Origin of the sequence: Paenibacillus sp. D2_2 (assembly GCF_031199965.1) — a bacterium.
GTDB lineage: Bacteria > Bacillota > Bacilli > Paenibacillales > Paenibacillaceae > Fontibacillus.
The window spans coordinates 5,120,025-5,144,027 of the sequence record NZ_CP133605.1; the positions used below are offsets into that span (position 1 = coordinate 5,120,025).

20 protein-coding genes and 4 pseudogenes are annotated in these 24,003 nt (G+C 47.5%); 6 read left to right on the forward strand and 18 right to left on the reverse strand.

Going from position 1 to position 24,003, the window contains the following annotated elements:
- Positions 1-123: 123 nt before the first annotated feature.
- Positions 124-987, forward strand: a complete 864-nt coding sequence (locus RE628_RS26290; RefSeq protein WP_309156279.1) for a patatin-like phospholipase family protein — start codon at positions 124-126, stop codon at positions 985-987.
- A 72-nt stretch (positions 988-1,059) separates the two neighbouring features.
- Here RE628_RS26290 and RE628_RS26295 read toward each other — a convergent pair whose 3' ends face one another.
- The 6 genes and pseudogenes from RE628_RS26295 to RE628_RS29885 all read right to left on the reverse strand — a co-directional run.
- Positions 1,060-2,385 carry a PDZ domain-containing protein gene (locus RE628_RS26295; RefSeq protein WP_375143011.1) on the reverse strand — a complete coding sequence of 442 codons (1,326 nt, stop codon included), beginning with the start codon at positions 2,383-2,385 and terminating at the stop codon, positions 1,060-1,062.
- 125 nt (positions 2,386-2,510) lie between these two features.
- On the reverse strand, positions 2,511-3,977 hold the full coding sequence (locus RE628_RS26300; protein WP_309156281.1) for a S41 family peptidase: 1,467 nt from the start codon (positions 3,975-3,977) through the stop codon (positions 2,511-2,513).
- A 381-nt stretch (positions 3,978-4,358) separates the two neighbouring features.
- The gene (locus RE628_RS26305) at positions 4,359-5,591 is read right to left on the reverse strand and encodes a murein hydrolase activator EnvC family protein (RefSeq protein WP_309156283.1); all 1,233 of its coding nucleotides are present in this window, start codon (positions 5,589-5,591) and stop codon (positions 4,359-4,361) included.
- 76 nt (positions 5,592-5,667) lie between these two features.
- Positions 5,668-6,582, reverse strand: coding sequence for a permease-like cell division protein FtsX (gene ftsX, locus RE628_RS26310; RefSeq protein ID WP_309156285.1), 915 nt, complete (start codon positions 6,580-6,582; stop codon positions 5,668-5,670).
- Positions 6,572-6,823, reverse strand: coding sequence for an FtsE family protein (locus RE628_RS29880; RefSeq protein ID WP_375143149.1), 252 nt, complete (start codon positions 6,821-6,823; stop codon positions 6,572-6,574). Before RE628_RS29880 ends, ftsX begins: the two co-directional genes overlap by 11 nt.
- Positions 6,824-7,284 (reverse strand): annotated as a pseudogene (locus RE628_RS29885) (cell division ATP-binding protein FtsE); the annotation flags it as partial.
- Positions 7,285-7,709: 425 nt separating this feature from the next.
- Here RE628_RS29885 and RE628_RS26320 point away from each other — a divergent pair.
- The 3 genes and pseudogenes from RE628_RS26320 (at position 7,710) to RE628_RS26330 (ending at position 9,670) form a co-directional block, all read left to right on the forward strand.
- Positions 7,710-8,084 (forward strand): annotated as a pseudogene (locus RE628_RS26320) (collagen-like protein).
- Positions 8,085-8,429: 345 nt separating this feature from the next.
- Positions 8,430-8,753 (forward strand): transposase, encoded by a 324-nt coding sequence (locus tag RE628_RS26325; protein WP_309156287.1) that lies wholly within the window; start codon positions 8,430-8,432, stop codon positions 8,751-8,753.
- The gene (locus RE628_RS26330) at positions 8,744-9,670 is read left to right on the forward strand and encodes an IS3 family transposase (RefSeq protein ID WP_309154442.1); all 927 of its coding nucleotides are present in this window, start codon (positions 8,744-8,746) and stop codon (positions 9,668-9,670) included. Before RE628_RS26325 ends, RE628_RS26330 begins: the two co-directional genes overlap by 10 nt.
- A gap of 93 nt (positions 9,671-9,763) precedes the next feature.
- On the opposite strand, the gene RE628_RS26335 is transcribed toward RE628_RS26330, so the two are convergent.
- From RE628_RS26335 to RE628_RS26390, 12 genes and pseudogenes are all read right to left on the reverse strand, one after another.
- Positions 9,764-10,693, reverse strand: a complete 930-nt coding sequence (locus RE628_RS26335) for an N-acetylglucosamine kinase (protein ID WP_309156289.1) — start codon at positions 10,691-10,693, stop codon at positions 9,764-9,766.
- Between the two features lie 304 nt (positions 10,694-10,997).
- Positions 10,998-12,137 carry an exo-beta-N-acetylmuramidase NamZ family protein gene (locus RE628_RS26340; RefSeq protein WP_309156291.1) on the reverse strand — a complete coding sequence of 380 codons (1,140 nt, stop codon included), beginning with the start codon at positions 12,135-12,137 and terminating at the stop codon, positions 10,998-11,000.
- A 197-nt stretch (positions 12,138-12,334) separates the two neighbouring features.
- The gene (locus RE628_RS26345) at positions 12,335-13,039 is read right to left on the reverse strand and encodes a PIG-L deacetylase family protein (RefSeq protein WP_309156293.1); all 705 of its coding nucleotides are present in this window, start codon (positions 13,037-13,039) and stop codon (positions 12,335-12,337) included.
- 16 nt (positions 13,040-13,055) lie between these two features.
- The gene (locus tag RE628_RS26350; RefSeq protein ID WP_309156296.1) at positions 13,056-13,760 is read right to left on the reverse strand and encodes a GNAT family N-acetyltransferase; all 705 of its coding nucleotides are present in this window, start codon (positions 13,758-13,760) and stop codon (positions 13,056-13,058) included.
- 29 nt (positions 13,761-13,789) lie between these two features.
- Positions 13,790-14,008 (reverse strand): hypothetical protein, encoded by a 219-nt coding sequence (locus tag RE628_RS26355; RefSeq protein ID WP_309156298.1) that lies wholly within the window; start codon positions 14,006-14,008, stop codon positions 13,790-13,792.
- Positions 14,009-14,074: 66 nt separating this feature from the next.
- Positions 14,075-15,328 (reverse strand): anhydro-N-acetylmuramic acid kinase, encoded by a 1,254-nt coding sequence (locus RE628_RS26360; protein ID WP_309156300.1) that lies wholly within the window; start codon positions 15,326-15,328, stop codon positions 14,075-14,077.
- Complete coding sequence (locus tag RE628_RS26365) at positions 15,328-16,188, reverse strand: carbohydrate ABC transporter permease (RefSeq protein ID WP_309156301.1); 861 nt, start codon at positions 16,186-16,188, stop codon at positions 15,328-15,330. Before RE628_RS26365 ends, RE628_RS26360 begins: the two co-directional genes overlap by 1 nt.
- A gap of 19 nt (positions 16,189-16,207) precedes the next feature.
- A pseudogene (locus RE628_RS26370) lies at positions 16,208-17,127 on the reverse strand (carbohydrate ABC transporter permease).
- 81 nt (positions 17,128-17,208) lie between these two features.
- Positions 17,209-18,681 carry an ABC transporter substrate-binding protein gene (locus tag RE628_RS26375; RefSeq protein WP_309156302.1) on the reverse strand — a complete coding sequence of 491 codons (1,473 nt, stop codon included), beginning with the start codon at positions 18,679-18,681 and terminating at the stop codon, positions 17,209-17,211.
- 29 nt (positions 18,682-18,710) lie between these two features.
- Positions 18,711-19,625 carry an N-acetylmuramic acid 6-phosphate etherase gene (gene murQ, locus RE628_RS26380; protein WP_309156303.1) on the reverse strand — a complete coding sequence of 305 codons (915 nt, stop codon included), beginning with the start codon at positions 19,623-19,625 and terminating at the stop codon, positions 18,711-18,713.
- 644 nt (positions 19,626-20,269) lie between these two features.
- On the reverse strand, positions 20,270-20,620 hold the full coding sequence (locus RE628_RS26385) for a hypothetical protein (RefSeq protein ID WP_309156304.1): 351 nt from the start codon (positions 20,618-20,620) through the stop codon (positions 20,270-20,272).
- 480 nt (positions 20,621-21,100) lie between these two features.
- Positions 21,101-21,969: pseudogene (locus RE628_RS26390) on the reverse strand (MurR/RpiR family transcriptional regulator).
- Positions 21,970-22,251: 282 nt separating this feature from the next.
- Between RE628_RS26390 and RE628_RS26395 the strand changes: the two are divergent.
- Both RE628_RS26395 and RE628_RS26400 read left to right on the forward strand, forming a co-directional pair.
- Positions 22,252-23,553 (forward strand): 6-phospho-beta-glucosidase, encoded by a 1,302-nt coding sequence (locus RE628_RS26395; RefSeq protein WP_309156305.1) that lies wholly within the window; start codon positions 22,252-22,254, stop codon positions 23,551-23,553.
- The gene (locus RE628_RS26400; RefSeq protein ID WP_309156307.1) at positions 23,550-23,993 is read left to right on the forward strand and encodes a hypothetical protein; all 444 of its coding nucleotides are present in this window, start codon (positions 23,550-23,552) and stop codon (positions 23,991-23,993) included. The genes RE628_RS26395 and RE628_RS26400 overlap by 4 nt, the downstream gene beginning before the upstream one ends.
- Positions 23,994-24,003: the final 10 nt, after the last annotated feature.

Sequence of the window (24,003 nt, forward strand, 5' to 3'; positions counted from 1 at the left end):
TGCCAAGCTTTTTGCTTTGTAGATAAAATGTTGTACGATAGAATAGGTAAAATTATGCACTGCATCTTTTTTATAGGTATGATATAAGTTTGGATATCTACGTTGAATATGGTGGGTGAAGAAATGATAGAAAACCTGAATACAGAAAAAGCGGGCAAGACAGCATTAGTCGTTGAAGGCGGCGGAATGAGAGGCATCTTCTCAACGGGAATTCTCGATGCATTCATCAAACAGGAATTCTTCCCATTTGACCTATGTATCGGCGTTTCTGCCGGATCCTCAAATGTCGCTGCCTATTTAGGCAGGATGTATCAGCGCAATTATAAAGTATTTACAGACTATTCACTCCGTCCGGAGTTCATCAGCATGAAGAAATTTATCCGCGGTGGCCATCTGATGGATATCGACTGGCTCTGGGACGTTACACTACGGGATTTGCCTGTGAATGTAGACACTCTGTTCTCTGCCTCCTCCGAATTTATTATCGGAGCGACCGAAGTGAACACGGGTAATTCGGTGTATTTAAAGCCGACCCGGCATAATTTTGACCAGTTGATGAAAGCTTCAAGCGCCATACCGGTTATATACCGCAGCTTCGTTGAAGTGGATGGGGTAAAGTATGTCGATGGCGGAGTCACCGATTCCATTCCCGTAATCGAAGCCTATCGCCGTGGCGCCACCAAAATTATGGTGCTACGATCCAGACCCCATGCTTATATGATGAAGAGCAGCAAAAATAATATGTTAACCCGGTGGTATCTGCGTAACTATCCAGACCTGCTGCAAGCACTCGACAACCGCGCACATACCTACCAGGAAGCGATCGATTTCATGCGCAATTCTCCGGTCGATGTGCAGGTCATTGAAGTGAATCCACCGGATTCCTTCAAGACAGAACGTTTGACTAAGGAGCTGTCTGTGCTGGAGCAAGATTATCAACTCGGCTATGACATAGGCGTGCAGTTGTCGCAGGATTGGAGTAAGTAATTGCCCCAACGATGCGCTTCAACACAAAAGGGCTGCGGCCGCTTACGCGGTGCCGCAGCCCTTATTTTCGTCTCAACCCGCCGATGGCGGTTGAGACGCTGTGTCGCCGCCCCGCCTAGCCGGGCGGCGCTTATCGCGCGCGCCAGCTTCGCTGCGCCGCGGCTTGAGCAGCTGCAGCAGCGACAGCGGCTGCAGCCTTACAGCAACCGGCGCCTTATCGTCAGGCGCCAGGATCACGCCGAGCTGATGATGCTCGCCGGCGTATATCGCGCGCTGGAGAAACTTGATCTCACCCTTGAGATTAAGAACCTCCAGCTTGCAGAAGGCCGGATTCATCCGCAGCGCCGCATGCATCTCTTCCTTCGTTGGCACCGGCACACCATTAACTTTGCGAATGGTCTCACCGACCAGAATGCCCATTTCCTGTGCCGGACTATCCGGCAACACCGCAAGCACCCTCAATCCCCCTACCGGATTGACGAACAGCGGACTTGATTCTTGCTCCTCGAAACGGCTGTACCATACCAGTCCTTCGTGCAATAAGAAGGACACTAGTGCCGCTGGCAACACGATCCAGCCCCACCAGTGGGACAGCAATGCTAGTACGAATACGGTCAAACCAAAGAACAATAACCGATTTGAGGTCAATCGCGCCTTGACCTGAGGTAGCATCCCGCTCGTCATCTCCGAGAAACCGATAATGATCGGCAGAGCGACAAGCCCGAACCCGTCCTGCCATGCATTCCCGCCAAATAACGGGGTCCAAGGCAGCACCCCTCCCGCCGTCTGAGCAGGAATGAGCAGTAGCAGTGGAACGGGCCATAGGCTCTGCATTTGATAACCCCCGACCAGCTTGCCGCGCTTACCTTCGAAGAACAACGGCCCTGCAAAAGAAGCACCCTGCCAACGGACGAGCAGCCCTTCCGCTAAGTGCAGTAATCCGACAAGACAAAGCAGCGCTGGAATATTCAGCTCCCTAACCGCACGAAGCACTTCGGCTCCAAATCCACTGCCAACAAACGAAGGAAAGCGATCCAGTACAAACTGGATGACTCCCAGCAATCCGACGGAGTAAGCCATACATAGATATCTGACACGAACGAGCAGCAATACAATCGTTACCGCCCATATACATAAAATGCCCTCTACCGTAAGCGTCATGCCAATAAACGCGTTAACAAGTGAGATGATAACCCCTGCCAGCAGACCTCCAAGGACTGTACGCCAAGTCTGAGTGAGCCAATTGTTCAGCCGTACATGGAACAATCTACGCTCCAATATGACTTGCCTGCGATAGAGCAAGAGCACCATAATAATCGAGATATAATAGAACGGCTGCAGAAACAATTGTCCTACGGCCCCGGCTACATTCCATAATCCTTCAAGCACTAGATCCAATCGATCATCAACCCCTAACCATCATCTCAAAATATCGCTCTATCCATAACTGGATTACTTCAACATCAATAAAACTTGTCCACCTTTAACTATAACAGAAAAAAAGAAGGCTGCACTCAGCCTTCTTACTCATTCGACGCTACCGAAGCAATTTCCTTCTGAGCCTCTTTGATCGCTTGATTCATTTGATTATCATTCTTTGGATCACGGATCTGATCAATCAGACTGCTCTCGAGTGCCTCTGCCGTCTTGGCATCAAGAACACCGTCGGCCTTTAAGCCTTTTGCTGCCTGGAATTTCTCTAGAGCAGCCTCTGTCTTCTTATCAAAATATCCATCTTTCCGGCCTGGATCATAACCTATTCCGCTTAACATCATTTGAGCGCTCTTGATGTCTTCGCCCAACATATCATATTTATACGTCTTCTCCTTATTAATCGGAGCTACCGAGAAATAATCCGGCTGTGATACGGGAATGTCCGGCTCGATCCCCTTTTTATGAATCCACTCGCCATTTGGCGTCAGCCATTTGGCAATCGTAATTTTCACAAGACTGCCATCACCCATCTCTTTGGAAAAGCTCGACTGCACAGTTCCCTTGCCATACGTCGTTTCTCCAAGCGTTATGGCTCCTGCCGATTCTTTAAGTGCACCTGCCATAATCTCCGATGCACTCGCACTGCCCTTATTCGTAATGATGATCACCGGATAACTTTTACCCTTGCCCTCAGTAGAACTCATCTTCTTACGGTTTTTATTCTTATCTTCGATTTGAACAATAGCCTTTCCTTTGGGTACAAATTGCTCGGCCATTTTCTCAACGACCTGAAGCACACCGCCAGGATTATTCCGTACATCAATGACCAGTGCCTTCATCCCCTGTTTCTCAAGAGAAGCCAGCTCCTGTGCGAAGCGATCCGCTGTATTCATCGAGAACTCCGTAACTTCAATCACGCCAATGTTCCCTTGCTTCATGCTGGAATAGACCGTTTCCAACGCAATATCATCACGGACAATCGAGAATTCCAGTTCATTGGTCGTTCCTGGGCGCTTGACCTTAACTTTTGCCTGCGTACCTTTCTTACCGCGAATCTTGGCAACTGCTTCATTCAAGCTAAGCCCTTCAAAGGATTCACCATTGACCGAGAGCAGGATGTCCTTCGGCTTAATGCCAGCCTGTTCTGCGGGAGAGCCTTTGATCGGTGACACGACGACGACCTTGCCATCTTCCATCGATACCTCAGCACCAATCCCGGTAAAAGAACCTTCGATTTGTTCGGAGAACTGCTGCGCGGTCTCCGGAGCCATATAAGAGGTAAACGGATCGCCAAGCGCATTCAGCATACCAACAATTGCTCCGTCTACCAGCTTGTTCTGGTCAACATCTTCTACGTAATTTTTCTCGACAAGATCCATAGCCGTCTCGATCTTCTTGATACCGCTCTTGTTACCGCCAAAAGCATCAGCAAAAATCCCGCTGCCTACCGAACCTGAGCCTGCAAAAGTCCACTGGCCTGTTAACGTTAAAGTTAGGATACTACTGAGCAGCATGGCGACTACGACCATAAGAGCAACTGTACGTCCTTTGAACATCTTCTCTTCTTCACCGCCTATGTATCTTAAATAGAATAGGTATTACATCATTCCTTCAGGAAGCAGTCCGCAAAACCACTGTCATCTTTAAATGAGTGTTCAAAAAGTCCGGTTTTCAGCACCGAGAAGGTTGGATGAAGCCAGGGCCTGAGGAGCGGAGTGTACGTTTTGGGTACGTGAGCACCGGAAGGCCCGGATGAATTCAAGATTCGATGTCGAATCTGCTTCCTGATTCACTTCGTAATCAAAAGCTGACTTTTTGAACAACCTCTTTTATTATATGCCCAGCTTGTACAGATTATTTACACACTTCTGGCCTGCCGCGCAAGAAGGAAAAACGGATACCCAAAGGTATCCGTCTCTTTGATATAACCTATTTTATTACAAATACGGCATTGGGTCTACCGGATTACCATTTATACGAACCTCGAAATGACAGTGCGGTCCGGTTGCCACGCCCGTTTGACCGACCTCGGCGATCTTCTCACCCTTTTTCACTGTGTCTCCGACCGATACCTTCGTTCCATTATTACGGATATGACCGTAAAGTGTCCATACATTATTGCCATGATCAATAACTACGGTATTACCGTAACCACTCCACCATTCTGCAACGATGACGACACCGCCCTCCGCCGCATGAATATCAGTTCCTTCCGAAACAGCGAGGTCAACCCCCGTATGCGTCTTAACCTGCCCTGTCACCGGATGCACCCGTGTACCGTATCCAGAGGAGACGCGCGCACCATTTACCGGAACCATCATCGAACCGCCATTTCCCGTAAATCCGCCTGATCCCGAATAGGAAACCTTCTTAGTTGTCGTCTTAGCTTTAACGATTTGAGCCGCTTTGATCTTCTTCTTCTCATTCTCAAGAGCGGAGCGTTTGGTTGCCAATTCAACGAGCAGCTTGTTCTGTTCCTCGGTAATCTCATCCTGTTCATCGATCTGGTCGCTATATTTCGCGATCAATTCCTGTTTCTCGGATTCTTTCTCTTCAAGAATACCCCTGCGTTCCTCCGCTTGAGCGAACAAAGTCTTCACCTTGGCATAGTCCTGTTCTAACTGATTCTGCTGGTCCTGAAGGAGTTCCTGATCATGCTTATGCTCGTCCAACAGGACTTTGTCCTGGTTCATGATCGCCTGCAAGGAATCAGCCCGTTGCAGAAAATCCGAGAAGCTAGTGGAAGACAGCAATACATCTAAATAAGAGACAGCGCCATCGGTATACATAATACGAACTCTCGTATCCAGCAAACCTGAGCGTTCCTCAATCCGCTGCTTCGTCTCGTCCAGCTGGTTCGCGGTATCCCGCAGATTCTCCTTCGTATCCTCAATATCCAACGCAATCTTGGACAGTTCATTGCTGACTGTATCTATCTGTGTTAGAACCTGCTTCAAATACGCCTGGTTCTTGTTCACATAGTGTTGTGCTTTCTGCTTCGTGTCAGCAGCCTTCTCCTGCTGAATCTTTGCTTTCTTAGCCTGCTCTTGAAGCTGCTTCAGTTCAGCATCGATCTGATTGATGGTCTTAGATTTGGCATAACCCTCAGTTGGGTTGAACATCGTAGCGGCTATAGTGATAACGGCAATCACGGATATCCATTTCTTCAACTTCTTTTCCCCATCCTTCTCACATTTTAGATTAAGCCTCTTCCCAAGCTCATTTCTCTTCTGCACCCTAACACGTCTATACCTTCAAAAACTTACGAATGGACATGAGACTTCCCCAGATGCCTATCAACAATCCAAGGCCGATTAGTAGTCCACCGATCTGAAATGCGACCTCATTGATCGGAACGAGTCTGAAGGCGAGCGTCATATCTGCGGCTACCGCTTGCTCTAGCTCCTGATACCCGAAGACCAATACACCCACCGTAATGACGGAGCCGATCAATCCAATCAGCGCTCCCTCGATAAAGAATGGCCAACGAATGAAGGCGTTGGTTGCTCCCACGAGCTTCATAATTCCGATCTCACGACGTCGTGCTAGAATCGTCACTCTGATCGTGTTGGAGATGAGGAACATGGCCATTAACGCCAGTCCAGCTACAAAGATAAAGCCGATGTTACGGATCCCCCTCGTAATCTTGAACAGCTTCTCCGTCGTCCCTTTACCATAGTTAACTTTGTAGATCGGCTTATCAGGATTATTATCGTTGAGTGCTGTTATTTTGCTGGCAACGAACGACGCCGTTGTAGGTTCGATCAATTTGATCTTGAAAGTATCGGGGATCGGGTTCGTCTCATCGGTATAACCTTCCAGCAAGTCCTTCCCTTCGGCGCCCAATTTCTCCTTGAACTCCTTGAGCCCTTCGGACTTCGGGATCATGGTTACCTCACTGACTTCCGGCATCGACTTGACCTCTGCCATCAGCTTGTCCCGCATGGCATTATCCACATTCGATTCTAAGAACACACTAATCTGAACCTGACTGTCCGCATCGTCTGCGAAGGAATTTATGTTAACGACAAGCATAATAAATACGCCCAATATAAATAGAGACACAATAATTGAAGTTATGGATGCCACTGACATCCAGCCATTGCGGAGTACATTCCGCGCCCCTTCACGAAACTGTCTTAAGAGGGTACTAAAACTCATATCCGTATTCCCCTCTCATCTCATCACGAACGATATTGCCATGCTCAATAGCGATGACGCGCTTACGCATCGTATTTACAATATCCTTGTTGTGGGTCGCCATAACAATCGTCGTACCGCGAAAATTAATCTCATCTAATAGCTGCATAATTCCCCATGATGTCTCCGGATCAAGATTCCCGGTCGGTTCGTCGGCAATGATGACCGACGGGTTGTTCACGATCGCTCTGGCGATCGCCACCCGCTGCTGCTCTCCCCCGATAATTGGGATGGATCACGATTTGCCTTATTTTTCAGGCCGACCAACTCCAGCACCTCGGGCACCCGCTTGCGAATCACTTTCTTCGGGGCTTCGACAACCTCCATCGCAAATGCGACATTCTCATATACATTCATTTTGGGTAGCAATCTGAAATCTTGAAAAATAACGCCGATATTCCGCCTGACATAAGGAATCTTACGTTGCTTGAGCCTACCGATATTAAAACCGTTTACAGATATCTGTCCTTTTGTAGGCAATTCTTCCCGATATATTAGCTTCATAAAAGTCGATTTCCCTGCGCCAGAGGGACCGACCAAATATACGAATTCATTGCGGTCGATTTTGACCGAGATACCCTTCAAAGCATGGGTCCCGTTAGAATATGTCTTCCAAATATCCTGCATTTCTATCACTTCATCACGTCCTAAGCCTTGATTCATATCTAGTTAATTGTATACGCAGTCAACTACTACAATTTCGACATCTTCCAGCCAAATCCTTTATAAGCTGAGCCAAATTTCATCAGTTCGATAATTATTGTAACAAATATGTTACCCTTTGAGTACCCGCAAGTTACCATTATTTCAGCATTTATATCATAAAAATGGTTGTACATTAAGTTTTTCCAGTAATGATATGGTGTGAACAAATCGATGTAATTACTGTCAACATAGGGGAGAAGGGATCAAGTGACTTATGATTATTTTTGCAAAAAAAGAAGCTCCCCCTCATTTAGAAGGGTCGCTTCTTTCTTGAATTCACACAAAACATTACAACAATGATGTGTTCCATGAGGTATAGGCATTGGCCCAGTCCGGAGAATTTATTCCTGCATATCATTACATTAGCCCACTTTAGATAAGGAGTGAACTCGAATGTCGTTTATTTCACCCATCGGCCCCCCTTTGGACCACCTACTGGACCTCCGACTGGACCTCCATTTGGACCACCGGGAACAGTTGGACCACCAGGGGTACCACCTGGAACTGTTGGACCACAGGGACCAACTCTACCACCTCCAGCTTTTGAACCGACGATAACTGCCTTTGCGGTTGACCCCCAGCGATTTCCCGTTGCTTGTATCGAAACACTTTTATTTGGCTTAATAATGGAAACCGCTTCTGGTTCTATCCAACCTTTGTCGGAAGATTCTCGGTTGCAGGTTTTAGGTGGACCTGGTAGGTTTTGGTTGATCTCCGGAGTTAGTTTAAGTGAAATCAGCTCATTTACATGTTTTTAGAGGTTGTTCAAAAGGCCCGCTTTTGATAAGAAAACCTTTAGTCGAGGCCACTTCAATAGTGAGCGTCAGCGATGATTAGGTAATTTTTTGCACACGTTTAACGGATATAAGTGACACTTATAATAGAAAAACAGCCGTTTTCAAATTTCAACGGACACCACGGGCGCTTAAATCTTACGGAGATAGCTAAAAGGGGTATTTTCACTAAATACCCTTCAGCTATGTCCGTTATAATTTATAATGTTCGAAATTCCACTGCTAAGCGACTGTGGCTATTTAGCCCCCTAATCCGATTGGACACTCTAATCCACCTCAGATACACTAAAATAAGTGAGGAGTTAGTCCATGAAAAGACGATTTAGGTGCCCCAATGAGACGAAGAAGGAGCTTGTGGTAGAGGTGCTTTCCGGGTATCGAACGGAGATGGTAGCCCGGAAGTATGGAATGTCTCCTAGAACGTTAAGCCAATGGGTTCGCCAGTATCAGGATGAGGTGAGTGATCTTATGACAAAGAAGCAAAACGATGCGGAAAAAATGAAACAGGATGCAGCTAATTACAAGGAACTGCAGAAGAAATACGACGGTGCTATGAAACTACTAGGAGAAAAAGAGCTTGAGAACAGCATTCTGCGGGACTTGGTAAAAAAAAAGTATCCCGATTGGAAGTAGCTATCCACTGGATTCAGCAAGGGTATCCTGTTCAAAAGGTTCTCCTTCTATGTAGAGTTCCGCGTTCAAGTTATTACTATCGGTTAAAGCATCCTGAGCGCCAGCAGCCTATTAGCAGCGGTCGACCTATACCAGGCTTCTCCTATGACAAAGATGGAAAGAAAGTAGGAGATGCTCGCATTAAGGAGAGCCTCAGACGTTTGATTCAAGGCCCTAACGCCGCCTTCGGCTACCGGAAACTAACGACGTTGTTACGGCGAAAATACAGGCTAATTATTAACAAAAAGAAGACCTACCGCCTATGTAAAGAAATGGGGATTCTCCATCCACAACGAGAGTTGAGGAATCCCGTACCCAGAAAACTTGCTAATAACCGTATTGTGAATGGACCAAACCAGCTGTGGCAAATGGACATTAAGTATGGTTACGTAGCCGGCAAGCGCCGACATTTTTACCTGGCCAGTATCATTGACGTGTTTGACCGGAGCATTGTCGCTCATCACCGCGGAAAGGTTTGTAGCACAGGAGACATTTTACGTACAGTCCAGAAAGCGCTGTTTAAGCGTAGAATCCATGAACAAGAGCACAAGCTAGTGATTCGAACGGATAATGGGCCGCAATTCATTAGCAAAGCGTTCCATGCCTTTTGTGAGCAAGTAGGCGTAGAGCACGAAAGGATCCCCAACCAAACGCCAAACAAGAATGCTTTTATTGAGTCTTACCACAGTATTGTAGAGCAAGAATGTTACCAGCGGAATTGCTTTGAAACCTACGAAGAGGCTTTTGTAGAGGTCGACCGGTTTATTCGTTACTACAATACAGAACGCATCCACGGTAGTCTTTACGATTGGTCGCCCAAGGAATATTTGCGTTTAGTGACCACAGGCCTGATTAACCCAAAGAATATTGCATTATGATGTGATTTCCTAAGCATGATGTGGAAAGTGTCCAAACTTAGGGGGTTGAACCGGTGGTGTCCGTTACGAAATCACTGTGGCTGTGGCAAGTCACTATTCAGTGCCCTTCGACTTATGGTGCCACGCCATCATCATGGCTCCCCAGGCAGCATCGTGCTTGGGCAAGGCGCAAGACAATTCGGGATAGCGTTCAGCTAACCTCTCTCTCAAGGCCGTCTGAATAAAGGTATTATCCAGCAGCACGCTACCTGCTAGCGCCAGGCTTCCTTTCTGCAGGTCGAGATACTCGGCAACGGGAACGATTAGCTCGAATAATGCATCTGCACTTCGCTGTGATATACCCATCGCGGCAGCATCACCGATAGCGCAGGCCTCGGACAGAACCGGGGCCAGTGCTGCTACATCCTTCTTTGTTCGATTCTGGTCATAGACAAAGCCAATGACCTCCTTCAAAGATCCCTTCGACAATTGCAGCTTCTCATAAATTCGATCGCTAATGGCTGTCGGAGGAATCCGCCCATCACTGGCCTGGACAAGCGCCGCGAGCAGCTGCTTGCCTATGCTGTAACCACTCCCCTCATCGTCGATCAGATGGCCATACCCGCCTGTGCGGTGAGAGGCCCCCTGCTCATTACGACCGTAGCAGATCGAGCCTGTTCCAGAGATGAGGATGATGCCATGTGGTTGGTTAAGCGCACCATACAGTGCCGTCTCATGATCGCCGACCAACGTCAGTCCGCCGCAGTATCCGGCATGGCGAATCGCTTCGGTTAACCGCTCTGTTACCCCCGCAGCACTAATACCGGCAGCACCGAGGCATATATGCACACAATGCTCCAAGCTACCGCAGACCGCCCCAATCCTCACAACGATCTCTTCAATGCTACTCTCTACGACTCTATCATCCTGCCCATTATAGTTGATCGGACCTGACGTGAAAGTCTCTATCATCCGCCCGCTCTCATCGGCAATAACAACCTTTGTCTTTGTTCCTCCTCCATCTAGGCCAGCGACATATTTCAAAAAGAATCACGCCTTTCTCTCTATAGAGCTCCCCTAACGAAACTGGGTATCGTTTTTTAGGCCAAAAAGAGCTGCTAAAAATTCTAACGAAACTAGGTATCGCTATTGAAGTAAATTAGTAGCTAAAAGTCTGGATTTTACCCGAATAACGATATGGTGTTTCGTTAGATTTTATTTGCCGCTGTTTTTGAGGATATAACGATTTGTAGTTTCGTTAGAGATTGAAGTTTGCAAAAAAGCACATTGAATGCATAAGCTTAAGTCAAAAATCAGTCTTTTAAACTCGCCTCTTAGAGGCTTCACATCAAGTATAGAGATGATACTTTTGCTTTTCTCTAGCAAAGTCTCGGCTTTCTTCACGGAACTTCTCTAGCATTTCCGTAAGTTCAACCTCTTCCCGGTAGAGCTTGTCGCCACATAGCAGATCGATGAATGGACGTGATCCCTGCTTGAGTGGAGGTAAGTAGGCAAACTCTTCATGGTTTCGCTTCACGGTATACATCAACGTTGTTCCCGTCTCCACCGATCTATATGTAAGCGCGTCGGTCACATAAATCTGTACACCAGCACATAGCTCTCCCTCAAACTTCGAGGTTGTTGGTTTGAAGTAAACAGGCCGAAAGCGGACTCCCGGTAAACCCCGGCCATTCATTTCATCAGCGAGGCGCTCACCGTTGATAAACGGCGCCCCAATGATCTCAAACGGGAGCGTCGTCCCGCGTCCTTCTGACAGATTAGTACCCTCGAACAAGCAGGTACCGCCGTATACCAAGGCCGTCTCAAAACGTGGAATACCCAGTGAGGGATGAACCCAAATCTGGCCTGTTTGCGGGAAGAGCATGTTCCGTTCCCATCCCACACAGGGAACCACATGGAGCCTCGCATTCCAACCCTTCTGCTCATTCGCCATAATCGCTACTTCTCCTGCTGTCAGACCATACCGGACACAAAGCGGATAATTTCCGACAAAAGATTCATATCCAGGTTTGAGAACATTCCCCTCCACCGTCAGCCCGTCAAGCGGATTAACACGGTCCAATACGACGAATTCCTTGCCTGCCCTGGCACAATCCTCCAGGGCATACAACATCGTATAAATGAAAGTATAATAACGCACGCCCACATCCTGAATATCATAAACAACGATATCCACCTGATCGAGCATTTCTGTAGTCATCCGTTTGGAATCCTGACGATAGAGGCTGTATACTGGAACGCCAGTTAAAGCATCGGTATATGTTTCTACCATAGCCCCTGCTGCCTGATCCCCGCGCACGCCATGCTCTGGCGAGAATAGGGCGGTAAGATGGAAATTGTCATGTAAAATTTGAATCGTGGATACGAACTCTGAAGTGATACCCGTCGGCGTAGTGATCAAACCAATCCGTTTACCTTTGAACAGATGAGAATGATCCAATATGTGGTCGATTCCATTCTTAATCATACCCACTACTCCTTATAGAGGATGTTCAAAAAGTCCACTTTTGAGCACGAAGTTAATCCAGAAGTAACTCCGCATCGAATCTTGAATTCACCCGGGCCTTCCGGTGCTCACGTACCAACTACGTACGCTCCGCTCCTCAGTCCCTAGCTTCATCCAACATTCTCGGTGCTGAAAACCAGACTTTTTGAAACACATATTTATAGTTCTGCCTGAATAACCCGCAAAGACTCCTCCGGAATCATGAAGGTCTCTGCATAAGTCTTGCGTGCCTCGATTCCCCGGACCCTGGACAGATGCTTGTAATACTCTAAGTAAGGGAAAGATTTGCTTCCCGTCACGAACCAATGCTGGGATACTGCCTTCACCCATAGATCATATGCTTCCTGATCAAAATCAAGATAGATATACGGCTTGTAATCTACAGCATCCTCCCAGTTTTCCGCATAGTACAGCCGCGAGGCAAAGTGTGCTGGTTCCTGCCGCTGCATGGAGGCGAGCCCTGCAAAGAATCGAGCATCGTTCACGATCGAATGCGTCGTTCTATGGTCTTTGTGCATGCTGTTCTTAAAATGAGTGATGATGATGTCAGGTTTAACACGGCGAATCACATCGCAAACGCGAAAGCGCATATCCTCGCTGTCGCTTAGCTCTCCATCGGGTATGTCGAACACCATCGACTCACCACCCAGCATATCGGCGAACACCTTTGCTTCCCGTACCTTTTGTTCTCGGTATTCCTGCATGTCCTGTCCTGCCGGAACACCACGCTCTCCTGCCGTAAGTGCCAACGTGACGACACGATCACCCATTAACGAATGGCTAGCAAGGACGCCTCCCGCCGTAAGCTCCATATCTCCAACATGACCGCCGATCGCTAGAATCGTTAGTTTCTTCCTGCTCATTTTCAGAACTCCCTCCTCATAATGGCAAACCGTTTGACCGTCTGAAAACCTGCTTTCTCATAAATGCGCTTGGCCGGATTACTGCTGCCTGTAAATAGAGACATATAATCCGCCCAATCTGGCGGAAGGCCTCGCACATTTCAAAGAACAAAATGCTGCCAAGACCATGTCCCTCATGCTGGGGATGCACACCAATGCCGGTAAAGAAAGCCCGTCCGCTTGGCTCACGAATGATAGGTCCGGCGAATCCCGCTACATGTCCTTGGTAGGCCGCTATCATTACCGGAACACCTTGCTCTGCATAGCGAGGAATCTGCTCACGCCACAACGGATTATCCAGTCCATCTAGCATCTCCTCCAATCCCCTATGCTTTGAGAGATCGAACAGTTCTACTCGATATCCATCACCTTCAGCCTTACTCTCCTTGACTCGAACTTCCTCTGGAATCTCAAACTCGGCAAGCGGCATATACATCCCACACTCCTGCGCCCGCTCTACATACCCGTAACAGAGCAGAAAGTCATGTAATCTGCTTCCCTCTGGCACTCCAGGAGCATTATTATGCTCATGATCCGCTGTTCCTGGAATGATCCAAGACAGCATCATCGGATTAAAAAACAGGCAATCCGCCTGCTTCTTACCAAGCCGCTGGAACCGGCACTCTAAGGCTTCGACCATTAACTTGTAAGAAGGATCGTTCTGAACAGCTTCATCTAGCACGATACAGGTAATATAGCCTGCTTCTTTGCCTAGGGGCAGATCATCCCCGTACAGCCGCAGGCAAAGCCCTGAACATGTTCTTCCTGATCCAGCATGACAAAGGTGGATTCACGGTCAAAATAAGGGTTCAATAGAAATAGGGCCGTGAAACTGGCCTCCGTTAATCTTTTATATCCGTCCCGGACGGCTTCCTTATTCCATAACTCAACCGTTCCAGCTAGGAACCGATCATCCCATGTTACGATCATGTTCTGATGACCTCCGCTTCCATTGGACTCTAAACTCCCTTCAAAAGGGAACTTTTTGAACTATCTTTAATATGGATAACTAATCTTGCCCATAATGACTGGGCTTATCGCTCCGGTCACCGCCGACAGATTGTTCGGCTGCCTAGCCAGCGTGTAATCCGCCAGCAACGCAAAAGCAACAGCCTCCTTAGCATCACTGCTTCGTCCCAACTGCTCTTGCGTGAGTACCTGAACCCCTAGCGGTTTCATTTCCTCCTGCAAGTAACGGAGCAATTCGGTATTATAGCTCCCACCGCCGCCAACGACCAACGTATCTGCCGGATAACGCTCTTGAACGTATCTACGATATGCCTCACTTATGGACCGAGCTGTCAGCTTCGTTACTGTCGCTACTAGTTCCTCATCTGACAGGCCGTACTCCTGTTGGTAGGCAAACAATCTAGCAATATAAGATGAGCCGAATAGCTCTCTTCCTGTAGATTTAGGTAAGCTCTGCATGTAGTAAGGCTCCTGCATTAGCAAGTCAAGTAGCCCCTCATTCGGACGTCCTCGCGAAGCGATAGCTCCTCCAACATCCATCTTGCTCTTCCCGCTGCTCATATGCGTTACCAGACCATCGATAAGCATATTCCCTGGCCCCGTATCAAAAGCGAATACCTCATCTGCATTGCATCCTGCCGGAAGCACCGTCATATTACCGATTCCCCCGATATTTTGCAGCAGAAGTGTCCGCTTCTCCTCCCCATACAGCAAATACTCCGTAAACGGTACGAGTGGGGCTCCCTGACCTCCCACAGCGATATCAGCTGAACGAAAATCAGACACACAGGTAATCCCTGTCCTAGCCGCGATCACTGCGCCCTCACCGATCTGCACTGTGTAACGCAAATGATAGCCACCCATGGCTTCCCCCATCGGACTATGATACAGCGTCTGACCATGGGAGCCGATATGTGCGATATCAGCCACCCTCAAACCGGATTTAGCAATGACGGACATGGCTGCCTCCGCGAACAGTTCACCAAGCCACACGTTAAGCCGACCCACCCGATCCAGCGTAGCCTTCGTGACGTCGAACAAGGCAAATATTTCGTCTCGAACCTGAGAGGGATAAGAAATATTTTCGAATACTAGCAGCTCAAGCTCAGGTCTCGTTCCCGGGGTGCCTGTGATCTTCACGACTGCCGCATCAATACCGTCCACCGACGTACCAGACATGAGTCCAACTGCATAGCGTGTCGGCATGTTTGCTGACCGAGCCTTATCCATCTGCCCCGCAGCAAATCTCGTCGTCCGCCCTGAAGTCTGTGTCCTGTCCATTAACCCTTCACCGCTCCTACGGTGACACCTTCAAGAAAGTACCTCTGCAGGCTGAAAAACAGGATGAACATCGGTATCGCCGAGATCGTAGCCCCGGCCATCATCGGTGCGTAATATGTCGTATTAGCAAAGCGGAAGTTTTTGAGTCCCACCTGAATCGTCTGCATATCCATCGTATTCGTGACCAAGAACGGCCAGAAGAAGGTGTTCCAGCTATCCATGAAGGTAAGGATGGCCGTAACCGCCATAACGGTCTTCGACAATGGCACGATCACTTTCAGGAAGATTTGAAGTTGGTTGCATCCCTCGACCTTGGCACACTCAATAATTTCATTAGGTATAGAGGACATAAACTGTTTGGTTAAAAATATGCTATAGACGCTGACCAGTCCAGGCATGATTAGAGCCTTGTACGTATTCTGGATCTCAAATATGTTTACGATCAGAATGTAGAGAGGCACTTGGGTCACTTGATATGGAATCATCATGGCGCAGAGCAGGATTGCGAACAGAACGGACCGGCCTTTGAAACGAATTTTCGAGAAGGCATAACCTGCCAGCGTGGCGAAAATCACGTTAGACAACGTAACGCATCCCGCTACAAACAATGAGTTCAGCAGCCATCGATAGGAATGTTCACTGTAATCGAAGAAAAATTTATAGGATGCAAAAGATACTTTGGTAGGCCACAGCGTATAGTTCATGGACCCAGCTTCAACGGGGTCCCCTAAAGAAGAGATAATCATGAAGTAAATCGGAAATAAAGTTGCCAAAGCAAACAGCAAGAGAAGAATCATAATGGTTGTATTTCTGGTATATTTAAGCGTTTGATTTCCGGTATATTTCTTGTACAGAGCCATGTGTCATTCTCCTCCCCTATTAATACTCAACATCATTGCCGAAGAATTTGAATTGAATGAGGGAAATACTGGCAATAATCGCAGTCAGAACCAAAGATTGCGCAGCCGCCTTGCCAAACTCGAAGTATTTAAATGCATTGTTAAATATAAGCAGCCCAACCATCGTCGTCGCATTGTCCGGTCCGCCTCCTGTCATCAGATAGGCGTTCTGGAACACCTGGAAGGAACCGATGACACCGGTGACGAGCAAGAATAAAGTCGTAGGCTTCAGAAAAGGAATAACGATATACCAGAGCTTCTTAAGAAAGTTCGCTCCGTCCAGATCAGCGGCTTCATAATAACTCTCATCAATCCCGAGGAGAGCCGCCAAATAAATAATGATGCTGGTGCCATGGCTCGACAGCCAGGCCATCAATACCAGCGAGAACATCGCGGTGGAGCTGGACCCAGCCAGTTCAGGTTGGAAATGCCGAACAACCCTAGCAGCTTGTTTATAATACCACTAGGCATCGGATCAAAGATCCACAGCCAGACGACCGATAAAGCTACCCCAGAGACGACTGCCGGTAAATAATAGATCGCTTTAAATGCAGTCTGTGTCCGCTTTTTCAAAGGAAGAATCAGAATCGCTACCGCAAAAGACAGGAATAAGGTAACTGGTACGGTGAGCAAGGTGTATACAACCGTATTTTTAATAGACTTCCAAAACAGGGAATCTGTAAACGTATTGATATAGTTCTCGAATCCTATGAACACGGAGCCCAGCGGGCGGTATTCCTGAAAGCTGATGATGAAAGCACTGACCACGGGATAAGCCGTAAACATTGCATAGACAACAAGAGCCATAGCAATAAAGGCATAGCCCCAGGCGTTGTCGCCTCTCCACTTTCGTTTCTTCGCCGCTGCTTTTACCGACTGTACTTTCACGATTTGGCTCATATGTATTAGCTCCTTTTCCAACCGTTTTGCCAAAATGACCCGGGTAGCCATTGAAAAAAACGGCTACCCGAGCTAAGATAATTAATCCTTCACAATACCGTCTTCTCCGAATGTCTTGATGGCTGCAGCCTTCACAGCTTCATACATATCTTCCGGAGTGATCTCGTTCGCAAGCAAAGCCTGCAGCTTAGGAACAATCACTTCATCCTCAATTTTGATCGCTTTGGCGCCAAGATCAGATGGAATATCTGGACGCGGCGGATTGGCATGTGAGAGAAGCTTCTCTACAGCTGCTACGTTGTCCGGATTACGGTCAACTGGCATGCTTGCAGCGGCATCTCTGGCACTCTTCGAAATATGAGCAGCAAACAAATCATTGTTCGTCGTCGCAGCAACCTTACCGCTGGCAAGGAAATAGGCCGCCTTAACTACGTTGGCTTTATGCTCATCTGTCGGCTCCTTCTTACCTCGGAAGGTAACATATCCGTCTACGACAGTGCTGGAAATCGGCTCTTCGCCGAGGAAGGTAGGAACCGGCAATACGATATAATCTACCGGGATACTACCGCTGACAGCGCTTCCATCATTGGCCTTAATTTTCTCGTTATTCTGTCTAGCATTGTTCTCGAACGTTGCAAGACCTTTACCTGTAATCATCGTCTGTCCAGTCAGGAACATATTCCAGCGTTTACCTGCATCTACCGAGCTGAGCTCCTTCGGCATCGAACCGTCATCGATCATTAGGCGAACGTCCTTCAGCACTTCTAGGAAATTTTTGCTCGTTAAGGCGTATTTCAAATCCTTAGTAAATGGAGCAGGTATCCCCGCATTTTTGATCAGAATGTTCAAGTAGTCCTTACCTGTTACACCCGCGGTAGCAAATACGAACCCGTAACGCGTCGTCGTATTCCCGTCTTTGACGACACCCTTCTTGATCGCTTCGCGGAACTCATCAAAGGTCCAGCCGTTCTGCTGTACGCTCTTCCAGTCTATGTTGGCCTGTTCGAGAAATTCCTTGTTCCCACCCAGCGCGTGCACTTCCATATATGCCGGGAAGCCGTACAATCCGTCAGCTCTCTTCATATACTCCAGCGGAGTCTTATCATAGTCATTGATCATATCTGGTGTCGCCAAATCCGTAATATCCATCAGCATATTCTGCTGCAGATACTTCGAGATTCCGTCCGAGCCTATAAAGGCAATATCCGGAGGACTTCCCGCATTAACCTGCGTATCGAGCTTCTGGGTCATATCCTCCCAGCTAGCAGGCTCAATCTTCAGCGTCAGATTTGGATAAAGCTCATTGAAGTCTTTCTCCATCTGTTGGAACATATCTTGGAAATGTCCCGACACCGGTGGAAGCAGCGCCGTAATCGTATCTTTCGCTTCCGGTTTTGTATTGTTAGCAGATTTGCCTGAATTCTCCGTCTTGTTATTATTGGCAGCTGTATTGTCTTTACCGGAATTGCCTTTGTTCGATGAACCGCAAGCCGTTAGTGCAGTTAAGGACATGGTTAGTGCTAAGACTAATGCCAACACACGCATTTTTTTCATAACAAAAATCCTCCCCCTGGAATTTCATACTAAACTACGCGATTTGTAGTACGAATGGCTAACTTCAAACTTCCTTCACATTCCTGAAGTACCTGCTTACCCGTCTCGGCATCCAGCCCCGTCTTGATCATCAGGATTGCCAGCTTGCTATTCATCGACGCCTTCTGCAGGTATTCACTGGCCGTGTCATCATCGACTCCTGCCGCAATCTTGATGATGCGGATGGAGCGGTCATAGAGCTTCTTGTTGCTAGCCTTCAAGTCCACCATCAAATTGTTGTATGTCTTCCCCAGTTTGACCATCGTGCATGTCGTAAGCATATTAAGCACGAGCTTCTGAGCCGTACCAGCCTTCAATCGGGTCGAGCCCATAATAACTTCGGGACCTACTACAGGAGCAATACACACATCGCACACGGCTTCCAGTCTGGATCCCTTGTTATTGACAACTCCAATCGTTGTAGCTCCCAGTTCAGCAGCCCTCTTCAAACCTGCAATGACGAAGCTGGCCGATCCGCTGGCCGAGATGCCGACAACGACATCACGCGCGGTTACTAAGGCCCGCTCAATTAAGGCAATCCCCTCCTCTATGCTATCTTCAAAACCTTCGACAGCCACCCTTAAAGCTATATCACCTCCGGCAATATGCCCTTGCACTAGCATGGGGTCTACTCCAAAGGTAGGTGGACATTCTGAGGCATCCAGTACTCCTAATCTCCCGGAAGTACCAGCCCCTATATAAAACATTCTTCCACCATTCTTAAGCGAATGATATAGAATATCCACCGCCTTCATGATTTGAGGAATTTCCGCAGCCACGGCAGCTGGAACCTTGGCATCCTCCTGATTGAGCAGATGAAGCATTTCTTCGGTTGTGCACTCGTCTATCATCTGTGTCTGGGGGTTGACTTTCTCTGTGGTCAGTTCTGCAAAGTATTGTTCCATAGCTGATCCCTTCTCCTCACTGATGGTCTCAATCTCTATTTCTTAGCATTAGCTTAAATGAGCGCTCACCTATACGTCAATAGTTTTTGGAATAAAATTTTATTATGTAATATTATTTTGTATTTTTAATTCAATGTTTCAACAAAAAAAGATAGTATTTCTTATTTTTCTCCATCCAGAAAATGCCCCTCTATGGGCGGCAGGTCTTTGATCAAGTGTCTCTGGCGTCTGCTGATGGTTAGTAGGCATGACATGTTCGCCTCCATCCAAAGGCGTTTATACTGAAAAACGGGGTATCGCGACAAGGAATTTGACGAAGCAGAGTTTCGTAGCGATGTGTTTCGTTACGGTTTACGGTGGGGTGAGTGGCGGGGGATAATTGGTTGTGCGGCTTACGGTGCACTTACGGGTGCATTTACAGTCCGATTGGTGCTTCACTTGGAGTTATCGCGATTTATCGGTATGGGTTCGAACTTGACCTGATCTATCGGACATTATTGACCGTTAGAGCTGATCCTTGAATACTCTAACCTTCTTACGGACATTTTTGTCCGTAAGAAGGTTGTAGTACCGAAAAAAGACATGTTTTTTTCCTCTAACGGTCAGAAATGTCCATTAAGATAACGAAGTGGTCTCTTCTTGCTCTAACGGTCATTTTTGACCACTTGATAGGTACAATAGCGCTGTTGTCCATTGTGAACAAGTAACACGTCCATTTTTACAAGTTTGTCTAAAATACGTCTCACCTGTCTATCGGATCGATTCAAGTACATGGCCAGCTCTTCGGATCGGAAAGGCCGGATGGACCCACGCGCAAAGCGCAGAGCCTCTGCTTCAATCCAGCTAAGTGAAGGACTCGTTGACAAGGATACAAACTTACCGACAAAAGATAGTGTCATCTGCTGGATAACCTCTGGTTCTTCCTCAATCGACAAATAGGCAACAGGCAGGAACAACCAATCATCCAATACAAGGTAAGCTTGTTTCTTACACAAATCTCTAAACCTCCATGCTTCAATATCCCTCGCGTGAGACCGATATCCGTGGATCTCGATGCTACCTTTGGCGCCGCCGGCATATAGACCAGATCCAAATAACGATAGCGGCTGCCATAATCCCGAACTTCCCACTCTGCATATACATGGTTAAAGTTTCCTATAGCCGGGTACCATATCTTCCTCAGAAACTCCTTCGTACCGTGTCCAATCTCCTTTTGCAGCATTTCACGTCTTCTCGGATTTTTTTCTGCAGCGAGTTGATCATTAAGCCATTGGTTCATTTTTGTCTCAAAACCGCTCATTGTCCCTCTTCCTTTCTATCTGAAAATAAACAATGCCGCTTTGATCACAAGGAATCGCAAACGATCCCGAATCAAAGCGGCATGTGCTTCACACCATTATCAATTTTTCGTTAGTTTTGTCTCGCACGATTCGCGAGCTAAACTGGCTTAAGCTCTGAATCACTCCAAGTCCTGTCTATTTCCGGCTGCGATGTTTGCTGGCCAATATATTGTGCGTCTTGGTTAAATATTTCTTCACATTCTTGTATTCAGCGCTGGCTACGCCGGCGAACAGAATATCGATAATCGTCAGCATTGCGATCCTCGAGCCCATCGCTCCGCTTCGCATCGTAATCTCAGGAGTCGTGATACCGAGCAAAATGTCAGCCTTATCCGCGAGTTCACTCTTGCTATACCTGGTAATCGCGATAGTAGATACATTGTTCTTCTTAGCGATCTCGAGCGTATCCAGAATCTCCACCGTATCCCCGAATTCGAGACAAAGATCGCGACATCTCCCTTGCCAAGCAAGGTCGCCGCAGTAAGCTGGCTATGCCCATCTGTGTATGCATGGCACATTTTGTTGATCCGCGAAAATTTCTGCTCCCCATCCATGCAGATCAAACTAGAAGCACCGATCCCAAAGAAGACGATACGGTTGCTGGAGCGTAGAACTTTAACCGCCCGTGCTACCTCATTTCGGTCAATTACGCTCAGCGTGTCCTCAATCGATTTGATATTGTTATGCGAAATATTCGAAATAATCGTGAATAGGTCGTCACCCGGCTGAATATCTGTATAGACATCCTTTTGCTCCTCATCGATCGAGCCCAGAGCTGCAGAGATGCTGACGATGAAATTCCGGTATCCGCTGTAACCCATTGTCTTGCAGAAACGGAGCACAGAGGCATCGCTCGTCTTACTGAGCTGGGCCAGACTTTTGATAGAGAGGTGCGGAATCTCCTCCATATTAGCTAGAATATATTCGGCCACCATTCTCTCCACTGGAGTCAGATTGTCCTTCATCTCACGAATTTTGATCAGAATATTATCATTAATCGCCATGTAATACTCCCCACTTACCTTGATTAATTTATATGAATAAATGCTTGCACGAATAGATGGCAATACTTGCACCTATCTTAAGCGCTTTTGGGCTAGAACACAAGCTGATAGCGAAGAACAATTGGAAAATTATTAGAAAATAATATGAAATATTATTTCAAAAACATAATTCATTATAACATTAAATTGCAAAATATTATTGTCGAAAATATGAACGGGTGCTATAATGACGGCGATGATAACAACTGGAGTTCTATCCCATAAAGCATAGGAGGAGTTCAAATGACTCAAAAGCTGAAGATCTCCATTATTGGTTCCGGAAGCACCTATACCCCTGAACTTATCGAAGGTATTATCAAACGTAAAAATGTACTGCCCATTAGCGAGCTGGTATTCATGGATATCGATGCCCGCAAACTGGACATTGTCGGCCAGCTATGCAGACGCATGATCGAGGCCGAGCAGCTCTCCTGCCGAGTAACGATGACACAGGATCTAGATGAGGCACTGCAGGACGCAGACTTTGTATTGGGACAAATCCGGGTTGGCAAGCTGCCCGCCAGAGTTCTGGATGAGAAGATTCCGCTCAAATATCATTTGATCGGCCAAGAGACCTGCGGAATCGGCGGATTCTTTAAGGCGATGCGTACGATCCCTGCCATGTTGCATATCGCGGAACGAATGAAGGAGCTATGCCCCGAGGCCTGGCTAATCAATTTCTCAAACCCGGCCGGGATTATTACGGAGGCGCTGCTGAATCATAGCGAGGTTAAAATGCTGGGTCTGTGCAATGTTCCTTTTAACATGTTCAAGAGCATTCGTGAGACGCTCCATTTGGAGCATCCCGAATTCACCTATATTGGGTTAAATCATCTGAGCTGGATTACTTCAATCAGACAGGACGGTAAGGACTATCTCGAAGCAGCGCTTGATATGGGGCTGAACAGCGAAGCGATGAAGAATATTCCGTCCAGTGGCTTCAGCAAAGAGCTGATTCAGACGGTCGGCGCAATTCCCTCCTCTTACCTCGAATACTACTATTTCAAGAACAAGAAACTTAAGGCGGTTCAAGAGAGCGAGCTGTCCCGAGGCGAGAAATGTATGCAGATCGAAGAGGAATTGCTGCAAATCTATACCGATTCCAAGCTGCACACGAAGCCGGAGCTACTATCCTCCCGCGGTGGAGCCAATTATTCTGAAGTGGCCATTAGCCTGGTAGATGCGATTTACAATGATAAACAAGAGGTTCATGTCGTCAACCTGTTGAATCAAGGCGCACTCAATTTCATGGAGGACAATGATGCCATCGAGGTATGCGCTGTTGTCGGCAAAGACGGTGCCAAGCCTATTAAAATCGAAAACTTCAACAATCGCCATATTATCGACTACATGCGTATGGTTAAAGCCTATGAACGCGAGACTGTCTCTGCTGCGGTCAGCGGAAGCGAGGATGCAGCCATGCGTGCACTGCTCATGAATCCACTCGTCGGTGATTATGACGCTGCCTACCATTGCTTCCAGGAGCTCAAAGAGGCCCATAAAGCCTATTTGCCGCAATTCTTCAAGGAAGACAGCAGCAGATGAACCAGACTAATAATTACATTTTAGGCGTCGACGGAGGCAACAGCAAAACGGACTATTATCTGTTCGATCTTCAAGGCAATTATATCGATCATCTTCGCACCGGAACTTGCAGCCATGAGCGATTTCCAGATGCCTATGCCAGCACCTACCGGATCATGCAGCAGCATTTGGAGGAACTGCTCACTCCTCACGATCTGAAGGCTAATCAGCTCGCTGCCGCGGCCTTTGGCCTCGCAGGGGCCGATATTCCTTCCCAGAAGGAGCAACTCGGCTATGTAATCGAACGACTCGGCTTCAGTACCTATGCCGTGGACAATGATTCCTTCCTCGGCATTAAGGCTGGCAGCGAGAAGGGCTACGGCATCTGCTCCATCAACGGTTCGGGCATGTCCACCGGTGGAATAAGCCGATCTGGAGAACGCCTGCAGGTCGGGGGATAGGAAGCGAGCT

Coding starts and splice junctions, on each gene's coding strand:
- RE628_RS26290 (WP_309156279.1), top strand. CDS start 124: ATGATAGAAAACCTGAATACAGAAAAAGCGGGCAAGACAGCATTAGTC.
- RE628_RS26300 (WP_309156281.1), bottom strand. CDS start 3,977: ATGTTCAAAGGACGTACAGTTGCTCTTATGGTCGTAGTCGCCATGCTG.
- ftsX (WP_309156285.1), bottom strand. CDS start 6,582: ATGAGTTTTAGTACCCTCTTAAGACAGTTTCGTGAAGGGGCGCGGAAT.
- RE628_RS26325 (WP_309156287.1), top strand. CDS start 8,430: ATGAAAAGACGATTTAGGTGCCCCAATGAGACGAAGAAGGAGCTTGTG.
- RE628_RS26340 (WP_309156291.1), bottom strand. CDS start 12,137: ATGATTAAGAATGGAATCGACCACATATTGGATCATTCTCATCTGTTC.
- RE628_RS26345 (WP_309156293.1), bottom strand. CDS start 13,039: ATGAGCAGGAAGAAACTAACGATTCTAGCGATCGGCGGTCATGTTGGA.
- RE628_RS26355 (WP_309156298.1), bottom strand. CDS start 14,008: ATGATCGTAACATGGGATGATCGGTTCCTAGCTGGAACGGTTGAGTTA.
- RE628_RS26360 (WP_309156300.1), bottom strand. CDS start 15,328: ATGGACAGGACACAGACTTCAGGGCGGACGACGAGATTTGCTGCGGGG.
- RE628_RS26365 (WP_309156301.1), bottom strand. CDS start 16,188: ATGGCTCTGTACAAGAAATATACCGGAAATCAAACGCTTAAATATACC.
- RE628_RS26375 (WP_309156302.1), bottom strand. CDS start 18,681: ATGAAAAAAATGCGTGTGTTGGCATTAGTCTTAGCACTAACCATGTCC.
- murQ (WP_309156303.1), bottom strand. CDS start 19,625: ATGGAACAATACTTTGCAGAACTGACCACAGAGAAAGTCAACCCCCAG.
- RE628_RS26395 (WP_309156305.1), top strand. CDS start 22,252: ATGACTCAAAAGCTGAAGATCTCCATTATTGGTTCCGGAAGCACCTAT.
- RE628_RS26400 (WP_309156307.1), top strand. CDS start 23,550: ATGAACCAGACTAATAATTACATTTTAGGCGTCGACGGAGGCAACAGC.